The sequence below is a fragment of the Paenibacillus sp. OK060 genome, assembly GCF_900101205.1.
Classification (GTDB): Bacteria; Bacillota; Bacilli; order Paenibacillales; family Paenibacillaceae; genus Paenibacillus; species Paenibacillus marchantiae.
Genome location: NZ_FNFR01000004.1, coordinates 310711 through 328553 on the forward strand (window position 1 = coordinate 310711; position 17843 = coordinate 328553).

Genomic DNA, 17843 nt, shown 5'->3' on the forward strand with positions numbered 1-17843 from the left:
ACTTGAGGGGAATTAAGTCATGGTACAAAGGAGGGTGATTGAATGACCATTTTATCAACTGGTCCCATTGAAAATAATATTTCAGGTGTAACGGGTACACGTCCCACTCAATTTGTCACAATTAAAATTGATAACCGAAATTTGACTGATGTGTATAATGTACTTCTTTTGGGGTACTTCTTGGATGGGGTTAGAACGTTGTATGTGGAAGAACTATTTAATGTGTTGCCTAATCAGGTTATGACCAAAGACTATGTGGCGAATTTTGATGGGTTCGAGTTTGTATTTTCAACTGCAGACACGGCTGCTCCGGAAGCGCAAATTTCTGTCTGGGGCAAAGATGCTGAAGGTGAGTTGGTGACGGCTCATCGGTTGGTTTCTCAGGAGTTGCTGGGTGAGTCTCAGGGTATAACAGGCGTTACCGGAGCAACAGGGGCAACAGGCAGCACTGGAGTTACCGGAGGAACAGGAGTCACGGGAGCTACCGGTGTTACCGGAGCAACAGGGGCAACAGGCAGCACTGGGGTTACCGGAGGAACAGGAGTCACGGGAGCTACCGGTGTTACAGGTGCAACAGGAGCAACGGGCGATACTGGGGTTACCGGAGGAACAGGAGTCACGGGAGCTACCGGTGTTACAGGTGCAACAGGAGCAACGGGAGCTACTGGAGTTACCGGAGGAACAGGAGTTACGGGAGCTACTGGTGTTACCGGAGCAACAGGGGTAACGGGCGCTACTGGTGTTACCGGACTAACAGGAGTAACAGGAGACACTGGGGTTACTGGAGCAACGGGAGCAACGGGAGTAACAGGAGACACTGGTGTCACAGGTGCAACAGGGGCAACGGGAGCTACTGGAGTTACCGGAGGAACAGGAGTCACGGGAGTTACTGGGGCTACAGGTGCAATAGGGGCAACGGGTGATACTGGAGTTACCGGAGGAACAGGAGTCACGGGAGCTACAGGAGTTACGGGAGCCACAGGTATACCTACTTCCGTGAATTTAATTTATGTAGCTAATTCTGGAAGTAATAATGTTAGTGTAATTAACGGGAATACCAATGCCGTTGTAACCACGATTCTCGTGGGCAGCGAACCCCAGTTTATAGCAGTAAATTCAAACACGAGCCTGATTTATGTAACTAATTTTGGGGATGATACTGTTTCTGTTATTAATGGAAATACCAACACCGTCGTCACAACCATTCCAGTGGGTGTTCAGCCAGAGGGAATAGCTGTGAATCTAAACACGAACCTCATTTATGTGAATAATTTCAGCGACAACACCGTTTCCGTTATTAATGGAAATACCAACACAGTTGTGACTACCATTCCAGTGGGTACTGAACCGTTTGGTGTAGGGGTAAATCCGATAACCAACCTCATCTATGTAACTAATGTAGGGGACGATACAGTTTCTGTCATTGATGGAGGTACCAATACCGTCGTAAATACTATTAATGTAGGAGCACAGCCGTTGGGAGTAGCGGTGAATCCAACAAATAACCGGTTATATGTGGAAAATAATGGGGACGATACGGTCTTTGTTATTAGCGGATTTTCCGATACCGTTCTAACTGCCGTTCCAGTAGGGACTGGGCCGTTTGAAGCAGGACTGAACGCAAATACGAACTTTGTCTATGTTGCAAATAACGGCAGCAATAATGTATCTGTCATTGATGGAGATACCAATACCGTCGTTGCCACCATTCCAGTGGGATCTGCACCATCCGGTGTAGGAGTGGATCCTTTAACTAATGGAGTTTATGTCGCGAACAATACGAGTGGCACGATCTCGGTTATTGATGGAAATACCAATACCGTTACAGCTACAATTACCGTAAATTCCGGACCATTGGGAATAGGGATAAATCCTTAATGAGAATGCATCAATTAATTAATTGATGTGTCCAAAAAAATAGACATTTTAAATTGGGGATGCTCATTTTTTAGACATTAAGAGATAAGCCGGAGAGAAGAAAAGTTGGATGCTCTGGAATGCTGTGTATACAGAAAAACCATGTGCCCTGAAAGAAAGTGGCAGCATGGTTTTTGTTTTTTTATGCTTGTGTTTTTATGTCTGAGTCCAGTCGAGAAATTATCTGAACATGTTTTTGACCACCATCCAGAGATTTGCTGGTTTCTCGGCCAGACGGCGGGTGTAATACGGGTACCACATGGTTCCATAGGGCACGTAACAACGAATACGATAGCCTTCTCTGGCCAGGCGTTCCTGTTCGCCCATGCGCAAGCCGTACAACATTTGAAATTCAAATGCATCCGGGGAGATTCCCCGATCCTTTGCATATTGCTTGGTCCAGGAAATAATGTGGTCATCATGTGAAGCAACCGCAGTGTATACCCCCTGATCGAGATGATTGCGAATCATCGTTTTGAATTGATCAATCACTTCTGAAGTGTTCTGATAAGCTACGGATGCAGGCTCCTTGTAAGCACCTTTCACCAGACGTAGCCGGATTCCTTCCCGAATCATATCACGTGTATCTTCTACGGTACGATGCAAGTAGGCTTGCAGTACCGTACCTGTATTATCCAGTCCTTCCGAGTGTAAACGGCGCACAATATCCAAAGTCGCTTGGGTAAATGGGCTGTCCTCCATATCGATCCGGACGAACAGATTATGCAGCTTCGCTTGGGTGGCAACCGCACGTATATTTCGATAACCTTCCTCAGGGTCCAGCGCGAGTCCCATTTGGGTAGGTTTTAGCGAGACATTGGAGTCTGCACCCTGACGGGCAATGCCTTCCACCAGACGTATATACTCATCCCGATACAACGCGGCTTCTCTTAAATGGGTAATGCCCTCGCCCAGATGATCCAGTGTAGCCATAATGCCTTTGTTGTTGAGTACCCGAATCTCTTCGAGAGCTTCTTCCAGTGTGTTGCCTGCGATAAACTTTCCAGCCAGCTTTTTGCCGTATTTGATGGAGAGATTCTCCACAGCTTTATTACCTGCGACGGTCAGCAGCGTTTTACGGTACATTTCGGTTCCGATACTCATCGGGGTTCCTCCTTAATGGATCATGTTTCTTTATAACAAAGATATCAAGCAATAATCATGCCAAGGTTGTTCTGCATAGAAGAAAATGGGCGGTAATTTTGAAGGATAATATTTATTTTTAAAAAATATTCCTTCATCAACCGGAGTTGGCACGGATCTTGCTACATATATTGGGTGATGAGTAAAATGCATGGCAACTCAGGCAAACAGCCAGCGAACCCCCACATCTGAAGGAGGAAATCATTCATGAATATCCCTTTTGTTAACGAACCATTCACATCCTTTGCAGTCCCGGCCAACCGAGAAGCTTTAGAGAACGCACTTCGCAAGGTGGAGGCTGAACTTGGCCAGGAATACTCCATTATTATTGGTGGACAAAAAATAACAAGCGCCCGCACGGTATCCTCCGTGAATCCTGCGTACAAAAATCAGATCGTCGGAAAGATCTATCAGGCCGATCAAGAGCTTGCTGAGCAGGCCATCCAAACGGCTGCGGAAACATTCCGCACATGGAAGCATACGGACCCGAATGAACGGGCCCGTTATTTGTACAAAGCGGCGGCGCTCATGCGGCGTCGTAAGCATGAATTCTCGGCATGGATGGTGTACGAAGCAGGCAAAACATGGCCAGAAGCGGATGCGGATACAGCGGAAGCTATTGATTTTATGGAGTTTTATGCCCGTGAGATGCAGCGTCTGACTGAACCACAGCCGCTCACACGAATTGCAGGCGAAGATAATGAATTGAGTTATATACCGCTTGGTGTGGGGGTTGTAATTCCACCATGGAACTTCCCACTCGCGATTATGGCAGGCATGACTTCTGCTGCATTGGTATCGGGCAACACGGTTGTATTGAAGCCAGCTAGCACAACACCGGTTATTGCCGCCAAATTCATGGAGCTGCTTGCAGAAGTGGGTGTGCCGGACGGCGTAGTGAACTATTTGCCAGGACCGGGCAGTGAGGTTGGCGATTATCTGGTGGACCATGCGCTCACCCGCTTTATCAGCTTTACAGGTTCCAGAGATGTCGGTCTGCGGATCAATGAACGTGCAGCACGCACCGCGCCGGGTCAGAAATGGATTAAACGGGTGATTGCTGAAATGGGCGGCAAGGATTCAATTGTTGTAGATAGCGACAGTGATCTGGAATTGGCTGCGGAATCCATCACGGCTTCAGCGTTTGGTTTCTCGGGACAGAAGTGCTCTGCGTGTTCCCGTGCCATTATTCATAAAGATGTATATGACGAGGTACTGCAAAAAGTGATTGAACGAACCAAGCAGCTGAGCATGGGCAGTCCGCTTGAAGTCGGAAATCAGGTAGGTCCGGTTATCGATGACAAGGCGTATGCCAAGATCACAGAATATATTGAAATAGGCAAGGGTGAAGGACGCCTTGTACTCGGTGGTAGTACAGGGAACGAGGCAGGTTATTTCATTGAACCGACCATTATTGCTGATGTGGACCCGCAAGCGCGGATTTCACAGGAAGAGATTTTTGGACCGGTGTTGGCCTTTATCAAGGCAGAATCCTTCGGGGATGCATTGGATATTGCCAATAATACCGATTATGGACTGACAGGTGCGGTGATCTCGCGCAATCGCGAACATCTGGAACAAGCCAGACGGGAATTTTTTGCGGGGAATCTATACTTTAACCGTAAATGCACAGGTGCACTCGTGGGTACACATCCATTTGGCGGATTTAACATGTCGGGAACAGATTCCAAGGCAGGGGGAAGAGACTACTTGCTGCTGTTCACCCAAGCGAAGTTGGTATCCGAGAAATATTAGTTGAAAATTGGGTCTGGGCCCGCTGTAATCGCTTGGTTTTTATGCTATCATTTCCTGAAATAGTCTTTGTTCGTCAGTATACTGGAGTAGCTTGAGTAGCGCTTAAGGGGGGAGACGGATGTTAGGATTTCAGTTGGTGCAGGAGGGGCGTATTCGATTATCCATTACGCCGGAGATGAAGCAATCCATTCATCTGCTGACCTTGTCGGGTCAGGAGCTGACTCGTTATTTGCAGGAGGCGGCGGATGAAAATCCGGTGCTTGAGCTAGAAGAGCCCTCTACCCTGCGCACCCGTCTTCCCCGACGGTTGAATCAGGAGAGGTTCTCCTCTTATGATCCGCTGTTACAGATGAAAGGCGCCGAACCTTCACTTGAACATTTGTTGATATCTCAGCTTCGGTTGCAGAATCTTACACCTGCAATGGAGACAACAGCTGTATATTTGGCTGGTTGTGTCAACGATGATGGCTATCTACCGATGGAATTGACTGAGGTTGCATCGGCAAGGGGAATATCGATGCCTGAGGCTGAAGCAGCCCTGGACATTCTCCAGTCGCTGGACCCGGCAGGTGTGGGAGCGCGCAACTTGCGTGAATGCTTGTTGCTTCAGATTAGGCGTGATCCATTAGCTAACCAGCATGCGGAGTACATGGTGGCGAAAGGTCTGGAGGAGTTGGTTCGTTTCCACCCAGGCAGAGCAGGAACAAGACTAGGGATTTCTTCACAGCAGGCTCAGGCAGCCTATGACTATATTGCTTGTCTAGACCCGAAACCTTGCAGATCCATCGGTTGTACGGAACGTCCACATTATATTATTCCGGATGCCGTTGTGCAGATAAGGAATGATGAACTTTCTCTACGTTTAAATTCAGCGGGTGTGCCGCGGGTATCCCTGAACGAAGCTTGTTGTCGCTGGATCAAGGAGATTGATGCAGATGAGGTATGGTCAGGCCGGGCAGCAGAGGCGAGAGCGATCATTCGCAGTGTACGCATGCGTCGCCGAACTCTGATGCGTGTCCTAGCTGCAATCATGAGTGAACAGGAATCTTTTCTGCGTGAAGGACCTGCCGGTTTGAAGCCGCTCAATCTGGCGATTATTGCAGAGGCCATCGGCATGCATGAGTCGACGGTGAGCCGTGCGGTCAATGGCAAATATGTTCAGACACCGCATGGTGTCTTTGAACTCAAGGCTTTTTTTGCATCAGGTCTTGAAACAACGAATGGAGAAATGGCCTCTGCGCCGGCGGTGAAGCTCAGACTGAAAGAGCTGATTCGTTCTGAACGGGCGGAACGCCCATACTCGGATAGCCAACTCACCGCATTACTCGCGAATGAAGGCATCGTTATCTCCCGCAGAACGGTTGCGAAATACAGGGAAGAGCTTCAGATTTTGCCTTCACTTGAACGGAAGCGCTGGGCATGAATGACGTTTGCCTTCATTATATATCCTAAACAAGTAACCCCCGCGAGCCGTGGTAACGGTCTGCGGGGGTTATTCGTTCCGATTTAACAGCAATCGGAAGGTTGTTCTATCATCGGAGTGTCAATGTAAATATTCATTAGTGGAACTTAAACAGCTTACTACCGTTCCATATTGTGCAGGAAGTGCTCACCTGCAATACCAGGAGTAGTCATCTGCTCCGGATGCAAAATTTCTTCCAGTTCTTCCGGTGTCAGTAGACCCCGTTCCAGAATGATCTCCTGCAAGGTGTTTCCGGTCTTCAACGCTTCCTTCACAATGGAGGCTGCCACATCATAGCCCAGATGTGGATTAAGCGCTGTAATTACACTAAAGCTCTGCTTCATAATCAATGCACAACGCTCACGGTTCGCTTCCATCTCTTCAACGGCATAACGAGTAAAGACGTCGATACCATTATTCATGATTTTCAGCGATTGCAGCAAGTTGAACGCAATAACAGGGCCCATGACGTTCAATTCGAATTGACCAGCTTCACAGGCCATGCAGATCGTATGGTCATTCCCCATAACCTGGAAGGATACCTGATTGATCACTTCCGCCATAACCGGATTCACTTTGCCCGGCATAATGGACGAACCTGGCTGACGCGGTGGAAGACGCAGCTCATTGAATCCTGCGCGTGGGCCAGAAGCCATCATACGAATATCGTTACAGATTTTGGACAGACTGACAGCACATACTTTCAGTGCAGCCGACAATTCCAGATAGGCATCCGTATTCTGTGTGGCATCCACAAGATCCTCGGCCGTTTGCAAATTCAATCCTGTCACATCGGACAGATGCTCCGTGACTTTAACGATGTATTCGGGTTTCGCGTTGAGACCTGTACCTACAGCCGTCGCACCCAAGTTAATGGTGAGCAGGCGGCGATTTGCGAACTCCAGACGCTCAATATCACGTCCGATAACACGCGCATAGGCACCGAACTCTTGTCCAAGTCGAATAGGCACAGCATCCTGAAGATGTGTCCGGCCTACTTTGACTACATCGTTAAATTCCTGTTCTTTTTTGCGGAACGCATCCTGCAAACGCTTCATCGTATCAAGCAACGTTTCCGACAACCGATATGCAGCAATGCGCAGTGCAGTTGGGATCACGTCATTGGTGGATTGGGACATGTTTACATGGTTATTCGGGTTACAGTGGAAATAGTCACCCTTGTTCTGCAATAACAGTTCCAGTCCACGATTGGCCAGAATTTCGTTCATATTCATATTCATGGAGGTGCCTGCACCGCCCTGAATGGAGTCAACAATAAAATGATCCAGATGATGGCCTTTCATCATTTCTTCAGCAGCCATGACGATGACATCGCCAATTTTGCGTGGCAGCATCTTCAGCTCCATATTCGTGATTGCCGCAGCCTTTTTCACCGCAGCCAGAGCTGTAATCAGTTCCCGGTGTACAGGAACGCCGGTAATCGGGAAGTTCTCTACAGCCCGAACCGTCTGTATTCCGTAATAAGCATAAGCAGGAATTTCTTTTTCTCCAATAAAATCTTTCTCCGTCCTTGTGGACATTGTAGACATTTCGTTCGCCTCCAGTGGCATCCAAAAATAGGTCAGCTCCGGCAATGCCGAAGCGCACTCAGTATATCATTTAAGCAAAATGGATGCCAAGCTAAATCATTTCACCCTTCTTGCCGATAAATAATTTAAATTAAGGATATCACCTTGGTGGATTAAAGGTTCAGTCAGTCAAAACTCGTCTTATCAATTATGCTCCACTTAGAGGAGAAGTCATGCATGAAGAATAAGATGGGGGTTAATTTGTCGTTTTCAGTGATCTAAATCACATGTAATTTGGTTATCTATTGGTAAAATAGGAAAAAAGGACTATGAGGTGTGAATATGAAATGGACTTTAGGCGCAAAAACCGTCGCAGGTTTGGTACTGATTTCACTGATTACGTACGGAACTAGCGGCTTTTTTATATTTTTCCTTCAGGATTGGCTCTCGTTCTCCATGCCAAGCTGGTTGTATATCTCTATCGTACTCATCATGGGCGTATGCTGGAACGCGATTCTGGGCTGGTTTGCCTCTCGTTGGTTGACTCGTCCAATTGTGCATTTGTCCCGTGCGGCACAACAAGTCTCATCGGGGGATTTGACGGCCGAGATTCCAGAGCGGAGAACACAGGATGAAATTACTGTATTATATGATGCTTTTCGAGTAATGGTTTTTAATTTGAGAAGTATTGTAAACGATATTACAGATAGTACACGTACAACCTCACAGAACGCCCAGTCACTTAGTGAAGCAATCGCCCAGGCAGCGGAGCAGATCGAGATGATGTCTGATGCGGTGGATCATATTGCTGTGGGTGTGGAAGAGCAGAAGACGACATCACATCAGTCTTTGATTACAGCGGATGAGATGTTGAACGATTTTCAGCGTATGCACAGTCAGTCGATTGGGATGACAGAGATGTCCGGCCAGATGGAACGTTCTGTAGATCATACGAAGCAGACCTTCTCTTCTTTGATGAAAGGAATGGACGAGCTGACGGAGTCACACAACCGTTCCCGGGACATCATGGTCCTGCTTGAGAAGGAAGCCTCGGATATTGAAGCCATTACTCAGTCTGTCAAAAACATTGCAGAGGAAACAGGGCTGCTTGCCCTGAATGCTTCCATTGAGGCTGCACGTGCGGGAGAAGAGGGATCGGGCTTTGCTGTCGTTGCTCAGCAGATTCGTAAGCTGGCAGATGAGAGCAAACAATCGGTGCATCGGATTAATGAGCTGATCAGCCGTGTTCAGCAGCGTATCAAGGATACAGCCCAACTGATTCATGAACAGCATGGCCTCGTTGTGAATGAGTCCGAGCGCACGATCTCTGTTGATCAGACGTTGCAGGAGCTTACAGGTACGGTAGAAGTGTTTATGAAGGGCGCTCATGAAATCGGATCCAAAATTGGGGAACAGACCAGCCGCGTAGAACAAACGCACGGCCATGTGAAAAAGATTCAAGGGAAAGCCGGATCTTTCTCGGATGAGGCAAGACGGATTATGGATGCGGCACATGAAGAGACGGCAATTATGCAGGAGATTTCATCCTCGGCTGAAGAACTGAGACAGTTAACAGATCGATTAATGGACAAAACGAAAGCATTTCGGATGCAGCCTTAAGCTGTTTCCGGGGTGTTTTTTTGCTTATTATGGTTAAAGCCGAACGTTCTTTCGTAGAAACTGAAATATGTAAAGATTTTTTTATGAAACATTAACAAAATCGCAACGCTTGGGCGATAAATGAAGATATAATGGTAGTATTCCACTACAGATTAAGGAGCCCAGCATATTGAAAACTTGGACAGGTATCCTGCTGATGATTATTTTGGCGGTAGCGACGATTAGTACAACTTCGTCTGCCAGAACCATGAATGAATCGCAAAAACAGCTTAACATAGATGATCAATCCAGCCAGACCTCAGCGGTCGTGGCTTCCAATATAGAAACAATGAATGAAGCAGCGTTTACAACGAAGGAATCGATTCCTGTAAAGGGAGAGTACGTTTCGGTTGCTCCAGAAAATGAGAATGTAAGACTATACCCCATGAAAGTCGAAGGTTCAGGATATATATATAACGGAATGGTGTTGGAAGTGAACGGCAAGAAACGTGAATTCAGCAAATGGCAAGGAGAAGGCGGATCCTACAAACCCGAAGTGCACGAACTGGATCTGAATGGAGATGGCAAGAAGGAGATTGTTGTGTTGTTTACAGCTGGTCATGGTACAGGCATCTATCTGGGTGAAGCACATATTATCGATCCAGAAACGCTGGAAGAGATGAAGATGCAATCACTGGATGAGATTGTGAAGCAGCATGTAAATTCGAAAATCAGTGTTACACCAGGTCAGGTGACGATCAACGTTACCGTTGATGGTGTTCATTCAGAACCTTCCCTAATGGAGGAAGACACGAGCGAGGGAGTGTATAACGAGCAGCTCAAGTTCGGCGGTGTTGTTTATTACAGTGTGGAGAATGGCAAGTTGGTTGTGTCGGCATCCGGTGCATACGGTATGGGTTTATATGACGGTGACTTGAACTTTGCCTATGACTATAAAGATGGCGAGTGGCAGGCTGTGGACTTGGAATACAGCACGGAAGAGTATGAAGATGAGTACTATGAATCTTTTGATTGAACGGAAGTAATCAGAGAAGCGCAGAATAGCTGAGAACAATGATAAAAAAATATGTCCCCACGGTCTGAAATGACAGAGGGAAACGGGTGAGGCTGAAAAAATGATGTACCTTTAGCCTCGCTTTGTGCTATCCAAAATCGAATTTTTTTTCAGAGATTTACCATGAAATGGTTGACACAAACACTTTAGTCGTTTAAATGTATAAAGGATGGAACTCATCTATTTCATACTTTAGGAGGGATCATTCATGAAGAAGAAGGTTGTATTGGGCTTAATGGTGGGTACACTAACTCTCGGCATCGGCACTGGCGCACTCGCAGCAACGGGTCTGGAACCGATCAAAGCATATTTGAACAGCAAGATATCTCTGAAATTAAACGGGACAACGGTAACAGCCAAAGATGCTAATGGGAAAACGGTATTGCCGATTACTTACAACGGAACGACCTATCTGCCAGTGCGTGCAGTCGGCACACTGCTCGGTACAGAAATTACGTATGACAGCGCAACATCATCCGTTAACATTGGCAGCAGTAATGGATCTGCACCGCCATCCGAAACCGGCAAGCTGACATTAAGTTCGCTGGGAACTGCAGCCTTGGGCACCTCGGACTGGCATACCAAAGATCCGGCCGAAACGGCGTACAAAGGCAAAGATTACAAAGATGTTTACCTGCATACCGACACAGCCAAGCAAGGCAAGAGCTTCCAAGTTATGACCCAGAAAAAGTATGCCAAGCTTCATCTCGATTTGGCTGTTCTTGGCGGTTCACAGAAGCTTGAGATTATGGACGAAAACAATACAACGCTCAAGACGGTATCGCTTGCTCCTGAAGACGGATTGGTTGGGGTAGACGTGGATGTTGCAGACACGGATGCCATCTTTGTTGAAATCGTTGATGAGGACCCGGGTGCCTCCCTGTTTGTTCCGTTGACGACCTCATATTTAACCAAAAAATAAACGAGATATTAAAAACGATTATCGCCTATGCATCAGCCGGATGGTTGTTCCGGATTGGCATAGTGATAATCGTTTTTTTGTTCTTTTGGGACGTATGATCAGGTTAGCGAATTGCTGTATCGAGCGGTTTGAGATTCGCTTCAATCTCTGCACGGCGACCTTCAAGGAATGGAGGCAATGCCAGGGACTCTCCAAGATGAGCCAATTCTTCATCCGTGTCGAAGCCGGGACCATCGGTTGCCAGCTCGAACAGAATGCCATTGGCTTCACGGAAGTACAGGGAGCGGAAGTAGAAACGGTCTACGAAACCGGAATTCGGGAATCGGAAATTATGAACCCGTTCTACCCATTGTTTCAGTTCTTCTTCATTATCGACGCGGAAGGCAACATGGTGCACGCTGCCTCGTCCAGGGCGTTCTTGGGCAAGGTCATTTCGTTCTTCGACATGCACCTCAGAGCCATTTCCACCTTCACCGGATTCGAAGACGAGTACATCGGGTTGGCCTGCGACAAAAGCAGGATAGGTTCCTTTTTGACGGAAGCCGAGCAGTTCAGTAAGAACTGGAGCCGTAAGGGACGCGTCTCTAACGGTAAGATGGACTGGGCCTAAGCCTACAATGCCATACTCGACAGGTACAGGGCTTTGTTCCCAAGGTTTGCCCCCTGCAACACCTGTATTGTGTTCATCAGAAACCAGAATCAGACGTTGTCCTTCAAAGTCCGTAAACGAGAGAGTGGCACGCCCACCGCGTTCAGTGATTTCTCCATGAGGAACATCGAATTCGTCAAAACGCTGTTGCCAGTACGTCAGGGCTGCATCGCTAGGAACACGAAGTGATGTTGCTGAGATACTGTTCACGCCTTCGCGTGTCTGTCCGGCCATCGGAATCTCAAAGAAGGTAAGTTCGGTACCCGGATTCCCTTTTTCATCTCCATAGAAGAGGTGGTAGACCGAAACATCATCCTGATTGACTGTTTTTTTGATCAATCTCAAACCCATGACGTTGGTGTAGAACCGATAATTCTCAGCGGCGTGTGCGGTCAGTGCAGATACATGGTGAAGTCCTTTGATTTGCATTATAAATTCCTCCTGTGGTTAATTTATTTTTATAATATTTCCGTTAAGAAAGTTACTAACTTTTTGTTTGTTTTGTTGTTGAATTTATCTTAACATGAAGATATTTAAAATACAATCCTAATTTAGAATTCCATCTGGACAGTGCATTCATTCAATGACAAAATGAAAAAGTTAACATTAAAGAGATAAACTGTGATTGTGTAATGAGAAGGAGAGAAGAGGAACATGGCTTATCCTCAGTGGCTAGACCCTTATGATGCAAAACCGTTTATACTGTTTTCCAGTTCCCACCTATGGGCGATCGGTGTGATTGCTGCACTGGTTCTATTGATGTTCCTGTTTCGGAATTGGCTGCGCTCATTTTCATCCAACACACGCCGTACCTTTCGGATCACTCTGGCATGTGTCATGTTGGGCTGTGAAATTGTGCTTCAGCTCTGGTATGTATATGGGGATGTGTGGAGTCTACAGACTTCATTGCCGCTGGAGTTATGCAGTCTGTCACTATTGTTATCTGCGCTGCTATTATTGACACGCAGCCGACTGCTGCATTCTGCATTGTTATTCGCAGGAATAGCAGGGGCATTGATGGCAATTGTAACGCCTAATCTCGGTTATGGTTTTGCACATTTTCGTTTCATTCAATTTTTTACTGCTCACGCTTGTATTATTGGGGCGTTGCTCTATATGACTTGGGTGGAACAGCTTCGTCCAAGCTGGAGATCTGTGTTGGGTTCGATGATATACGTGAACGTGGCTGCGTTGGTCGTATATGGTGTGGATGTCCTGCTTGAAGCCAATTATATGTTCCTGAGACACAAACCGAATACGCCTTCAGTGCTCGACATGTTGGGCCCCTATCCCTTGTACATTCTTGGGGAAGAGGTATTGGCGTTAGTCATGTTCTCCCTAATGTACGTCCTACTCTTTGCCATTCCGGAGCGGCTGAATAATCGAGTGAAGAGAGGAAAGAGTTCAGCGCTCTAGTTAAAGGTCATCCGATACCAATGGTAGGCAGTGGGAGCTGTTCTTCGTTCTTCTATAAAGATATATTTCAAACTAATCATCCCGCAGCGGTCTGGATATCCAGATCGTTAGCGGGATGTTTGGCTGTTAACTCCACAGGGAGCTTGTTACTAAATATCATCCACGGAGCAAAGATTCCGCTCCATCCACGTAGATCCGGGTACCCGTCACATGGGAAGATTCATCGGAAGCGAGGAAGAGCACCAGATTGGCGACTTGCTTCGACGTTCCGGGTTCACCTTTGAGTGGATGTTCATGACCTTCGGGAAATTCAACCGGGATCTGTACTTCTTTCAGATCGTCCGAAGGATAAGTGTTGTCATCGATGTTCGTGTCTATGGCTCCTGGGCAGACGGCGTTGACACGAATCTTGTAACGGGCCAGTTCCAATGCTGCCATCTTTGTAAAAGCCGTCTGACCTGCTTTACTGGAAGCGTATGCAGAGAACCCTATGCCAGAGAATACACGGTTACCGTTGATGGAACTCGTAATAATAATGCTTCCTCCGCGGTCTTTCAAATGGGGTATGGCGTACTTCACAGTTGCGAACGTGCCGCGCATATTGATGCCCATCGTCTGATCCCAGTCCTCAGGTTCCATCGTTTCAATGGGAGCCATCGTGCCGTTGATGCCCGCATTGGCAAATACAATATCGAGCTGTCCAGCTTGCTCTGCCACCTGATTGATTGCTTTTTGCACGTTGTCCGGTTTGGATATATCACATTCAATGACGTGGCCTTCTCCGCCTGCATTCTCAATCGTCTGTTTGGTTTTCTCAGCATTCTCCGGGGTCCGGTCCAGCATGAACACTTTGGCCCCATGCTCAGCGAAACGAATGGCGGTTGCCTGACCAATTCCTGAGCCACCTCCGGTTACAATCGCAACTTTTCCTTGCAAACGTTGTTCAGTCATCCTGATCCCTCCGTATCGTATGGATTATCAGTAACTCTCTATCTCTACATACCCGACTAAAGAGTGATGAATCATATGCACGATACAAAAAAACAGGACCGTTCAACGGCCCTGTTTCTATCATTTAGATATCATGATGATCTGATTGCTGCAAAAATTACTTGTGTTTCTTCCAGTCCAGCGAACTGTTATTCAACAGGTACTCAAAATCATTATCTTTTCGCTTCTGTTCCGCTTTACGAGCTTCTTCCGCCTGCAGGCGTTCCTGCTCTTTGCGGTCTGCCTCGGCAGCCTTGGCTTCATCCGCCTGAGCTTTCAGTTTCTCTAACACATCACTGCTCAGCAGATCCTTTAGTGTGGTCGGTTTATCCTGTGCTGCTTTGGGAGCAGGGGTGTGTTTTTTGGATTTTGCCATAGAATAATCTCCTCTCAAAAACATGAATCAGCTTCCATTATCGTTCAGTAAATATATTATATCAGGTTCACCAAACCCATTCCATGAAACTGAGGGACAAAAGCAGGAAATAGGGGGTTACGTGACGAATGAAGACGGGTATAAATTCATATATTATTACCGATACTGCGACTATTCCCTGGAGAAAGGAGTCGTTGTTCGTGGAAGTAAACCGTAGTTTACTGAAAGGGCTTGCATGGGGTGTTGCTTTCAGCTGTCCGCTATGGATTGCGATCATCGGTTGGTTGCGTTTGATGGGATGGATGTATTGAGATCAGCGGGTTGCAGAGCTGCTGCATATAGAGTTGTGCCAGAAGAGGGCATTTTTTATAAAGTCATTTATGTAAACGCTAACATTGAAAAAAGTTCTGCCTTGCGTGAATACGCAGGACAGAGCTTTTGTTTGTCTTACAGGTTGTGAATTAAGATGGATAACTGAAATCCGTTCCAAAGGTAAGGTTAAGGCATTTTTACCGGTTCAGGATATTCCAGACCGTGAGTGTCGACAGTGACTTTTTTCATCACCTGATCGGTAACCGGTTTGTCTTTTTCTCCTATTTGTTGAGCCGCTATTCCATCAACGACTTCCATACCTTCTGTCACTTTACCGAATGTGGCATATGCATTATCCAGATAATCAGCATCAGCTAACATGATGAAAAACTGGGAGCCTGCGGAGTCCAGATTATCGGATTTACGCGCCATGGAAATCACTCCACGAGTATGATTCAGATGGTTTTTGTGACCATTAGATGTAAACTCACCTTTAATGGTATATCCTGGGCCGCCCGAACCATCACCGTTTGGATCGCCACCCTGAATCATAAAGCCTGGGATAACACGGTGAAAGTTCAAACCGTCATAAAAACCTTTATTGGCGAGTGAGATGAAATTGTACACGCTATTGGGCGCAATTTCGGGATATAGCTCAATGACGATTTTCTGCCCGTCTTGCATTTCAATTGTGGCCACTGGATTTGGCCCTTCGGGTGCAGCTGGGACTGGTGTTTCCGTCGCGCTGCTTGCAGGGCGCCCACAACCACTAATGACGATAAGCAACATCGCTAGAACCAGCGACACAGCTGTTGTTTTTTTCCACCGAAAAGACATGAGAACGTTCCCCCTTGCATCTCTGCATAATATATTTAGTCAGAATTATTTTCGGATAATCCCTCAACTATCATACCGTTTTTGCGGACAAGATGGCAATGCAAGGCAGGATATTATGGGCGATAAGGGATGGTGTAAATGCTTACAGAGGTGTAAAATAAGGAAAATGCTTCCGCAGTCAGGGACGTACGGGTCTGTTCCGTCCGCTCCAATACACGGCAGTCCCGGCGTCAGTAACGGAAAGGGCGTGCGGGTATATGGACTTCTCGTGGAAGCGTAATCTGGTGATTTTGTGGATTGGTGTGTTTTTTTGCAGCACCGCTTATTCGATCTCCATCCCATTTCTGCCTTTGTTTCTGAGTGGCGATCTGGGCGTTCGTGATCACCTGGAGTTCTGGTCAGGGCTTGCCTTTGGCATCACGTTTCTGGCAAGTGCGCTGGTGTCTCCCTTCTGGGGATCACTGGCTGACAAATACGGGCGCAAGCCAATGCTGATCCGGTCGGGATACAGCCTTGCGGTTTTGTATTTGATCAATTATTTTGTGCAGGACCCCTATTCATTAATCGTGGTTCGTTTGTTTCAGGGATTGCTCGCGGGGTTTGTTCCGGCGGCGATTGCACTTGTCGGTACCAATACACCGGAAGAGAAGACAGGGTATGCACTTGGTATCATGTCAACAGCCGGGGCAACAGGAGGTATAATCGGCCCATTAATTGGTGGGGTGGTAAGCCACTATTATGGCAACCGGAATGCATTTTTATTTTCCAGCATCGTAGTATTGGTCTCGGCGTTGATCGCAACCTTCTGGGTCAAAGAAGAGAACTTCAACCGGAACAAGGCACGTTCTCATGTGATGGATGACATTCGTGAAGCCAGGGCCAATAAATTGTTTATTACGGTGCTTGGCATGATGGGCATATGTACCTTCTCCGTGATGATTCTGGAGCCGTTATTGACGGTATACGTGATGGAAATGGGCATTCAGCCCGATCGTGCTTCTCTCAGCTCGGGCATTATTTTCTCTGCGGTTGGTGTGGCTACGGTTATTATGGCACCGCGCTGGGGTAAGATCGGTTCGCGAATCGGATATGGGAAAGTACTGATCATTGGCCTCGTTGGAGGGGCGATTGGTAACCTGCTGCAGTTTTTCACTACAGGTTATATTGGATTCGGCATCTTGCGTTTTGTGTATGGATTGTTCTTTGCTGCGGTGTTCCCGGCGATTAATGCAATGATTGTGCAAGTGACAGAACCTGGCTTCCGGGGAAGAGCATTCAGCCTGAATCAGTCGGCTTCCCAGATCGGTACGATGGCGGGGCCGATAATCGGTGGTGTTCTGGGTGGCTGGTTGCCGATTCGTTGGATTTTTATCATCAATGGAGTGGCGCTGCTGATTACCGCCATTGTGGCGAAATGGTCCCGACTGGAGGAGAAGTTGCCGGAAGCGGGCAAACCTTTGGCGAAGTAATCAAAAAATGTTAAAACGTGAAATGGCTAATTGGATAGCAGAGAGAGGGATGGCACCGTACGAAGACGGTAGCCATCTCTTTTTCAGGATAAAGTCATTGTTATTACGAAATTAAAGCAAAAAGAAACCTCTTGGGCAAGAGGCTTCCTATATTCTTAATGAATCTGTAATGCGTTCCTATTCATCCAAGGATGAATCTTTTCGTGGACCTTCAACGCCTTCAACGTTCTCCTTCGGAACGGCATGTTCAACAGCATCAAGCTGATCCTCATCTGCTAGGGCTTCGGGAAAGGAATCTTCCGTGAACAATCCAAAATTCGGATCAATATCCCGCTCGGTTACCAGATTATCGGGCTCATGTACTTGTCGCTTGTGATTATCCTTCATCGTGT

The 17843-nt window shown here is 47.0% G+C and carries 16 protein-coding genes; 9 read left to right on the top strand and 7 right to left on the bottom strand.

Features of this window, described 5'->3' with window-relative positions; translation table 11 throughout:
• Positions 1-42: 42 nt before the first annotated feature.
• Entirely contained in the window at positions 43-1878 is a 1836-nt protein-coding gene (locus BLS14_RS16575; RefSeq protein ID WP_090952997.1) for a beta-propeller fold lactonase family protein, read from the top strand.
• Positions 1879-2097: 219 nt separating this feature from the next.
• On the opposite strand, the gene BLS14_RS16580 is transcribed toward BLS14_RS16575, so the two are convergent.
• Positions 2098-3021, bottom strand: a complete 924-nt coding sequence (locus tag BLS14_RS16580; RefSeq protein ID WP_063564617.1) for a proline dehydrogenase family protein — start codon at positions 3019-3021, stop codon at positions 2098-2100.
• A gap of 246 nt (positions 3022-3267) precedes the next feature.
• Between BLS14_RS16580 and pruA the strand changes: the two genes are divergently transcribed.
• Both pruA and rpoN read left to right on the top strand, forming a co-directional pair.
• A complete protein-coding gene (gene pruA / locus BLS14_RS16585) occupies positions 3268-4815 on the top strand; it encodes an L-glutamate gamma-semialdehyde dehydrogenase (protein WP_090952999.1) in 1548 nt (515 codons plus the stop codon).
• A gap of 118 nt (positions 4816-4933) precedes the next feature.
• A complete protein-coding gene (rpoN, locus tag BLS14_RS16590) occupies positions 4934-6238 on the top strand; it encodes an RNA polymerase factor sigma-54 (protein ID WP_090953001.1) in 1305 nt (434 codons plus the stop codon).
• Positions 6239-6396: 158 nt separating this feature from the next.
• Here rpoN and BLS14_RS16595 read toward each other — a convergent pair whose 3' ends face one another.
• Positions 6397-7827, bottom strand: coding sequence for an aspartate ammonia-lyase (locus BLS14_RS16595; protein ID WP_063564614.1), 1431 nt, complete (start codon positions 7825-7827; stop codon positions 6397-6399).
• 321 nt (positions 7828-8148) lie between these two features.
• Here BLS14_RS16595 and BLS14_RS16600 point away from each other — a divergent pair, with 321 nt between their 5' ends.
• The 3 genes from BLS14_RS16600 (at position 8149) to BLS14_RS16610 (ending at position 11402) form a co-directional block, all read left to right on the top strand.
• Positions 8149-9426, top strand: coding sequence for a methyl-accepting chemotaxis protein (locus BLS14_RS16600; protein WP_090953003.1), 1278 nt, complete (start codon positions 8149-8151; stop codon positions 9424-9426).
• A 169-nt stretch (positions 9427-9595) separates the two neighbouring features.
• Positions 9596-10441 (top strand): hypothetical protein, encoded by an 846-nt coding sequence (locus BLS14_RS16605; RefSeq protein WP_090953005.1) that lies wholly within the window; start codon positions 9596-9598, stop codon positions 10439-10441.
• Positions 10442-10688: 247 nt separating this feature from the next.
• Positions 10689-11402, top strand: a complete 714-nt coding sequence (locus tag BLS14_RS16610; protein ID WP_064640268.1) for a stalk domain-containing protein — start codon at positions 10689-10691, stop codon at positions 11400-11402.
• A 103-nt stretch (positions 11403-11505) separates the two neighbouring features.
• On the opposite strand, the gene BLS14_RS16615 is transcribed toward BLS14_RS16610, so the two are convergent.
• Entirely contained in the window at positions 11506-12480 is a 975-nt protein-coding gene (locus BLS14_RS16615; RefSeq protein WP_063564610.1) for a ring-cleaving dioxygenase, read from the bottom strand.
• Positions 12481-12705: 225 nt separating this feature from the next.
• Here BLS14_RS16615 and BLS14_RS16620 point away from each other — a divergent pair, with 225 nt between their 5' ends.
• Complete coding sequence (locus BLS14_RS16620; RefSeq protein ID WP_090953007.1) at positions 12706-13467, top strand: YwaF family protein; 762 nt, start codon at positions 12706-12708, stop codon at positions 13465-13467.
• Between the two features lie 156 nt (positions 13468-13623).
• Here the strand turns inward: BLS14_RS16620 and BLS14_RS16625 are convergent, their stop codons facing one another.
• Positions 13624-14418: an SDR family oxidoreductase gene (locus BLS14_RS16625; protein ID WP_063564608.1), complete on the bottom strand. Its 795-nt coding sequence runs from the start codon at positions 14416-14418 to the stop codon at positions 13624-13626.
• A 157-nt stretch (positions 14419-14575) separates the two neighbouring features.
• Positions 14576-14833 (bottom strand): YqkE family protein, encoded by a 258-nt coding sequence (locus tag BLS14_RS16630; RefSeq protein WP_063564607.1) that lies wholly within the window; start codon positions 14831-14833, stop codon positions 14576-14578.
• Between the two features lie 128 nt (positions 14834-14961).
• Between BLS14_RS16630 and BLS14_RS16635 the strand changes: the two genes are divergently transcribed.
• Positions 14962-15144 (top strand): hypothetical protein, encoded by a 183-nt coding sequence (locus BLS14_RS16635; RefSeq protein WP_024632483.1) that lies wholly within the window; start codon positions 14962-14964, stop codon positions 15142-15144.
• A gap of 187 nt (positions 15145-15331) precedes the next feature.
• Here BLS14_RS16635 and BLS14_RS16640 read toward each other — a convergent pair whose 3' ends face one another.
• Complete coding sequence (locus BLS14_RS16640) at positions 15332-15982, bottom strand: peptidylprolyl isomerase (RefSeq protein ID WP_090953009.1); 651 nt, start codon at positions 15980-15982, stop codon at positions 15332-15334.
• Between the two features lie 257 nt (positions 15983-16239).
• Here BLS14_RS16640 and BLS14_RS16645 point away from each other — a divergent pair, with 257 nt between their 5' ends.
• Positions 16240-17451: an MFS transporter gene (locus BLS14_RS16645; protein WP_090953011.1), complete on the top strand. Its 1212-nt coding sequence runs from the start codon at positions 16240-16242 to the stop codon at positions 17449-17451.
• 177 nt (positions 17452-17628) lie between these two features.
• On the opposite strand, the gene BLS14_RS16650 is transcribed toward BLS14_RS16645, so the two are convergent.
• A complete protein-coding gene (locus BLS14_RS16650; protein WP_063564604.1) occupies positions 17629-17838 on the bottom strand; it encodes a hypothetical protein in 210 nt (69 codons plus the stop codon).
• Positions 17839-17843 lie beyond the last annotated feature (5 nt).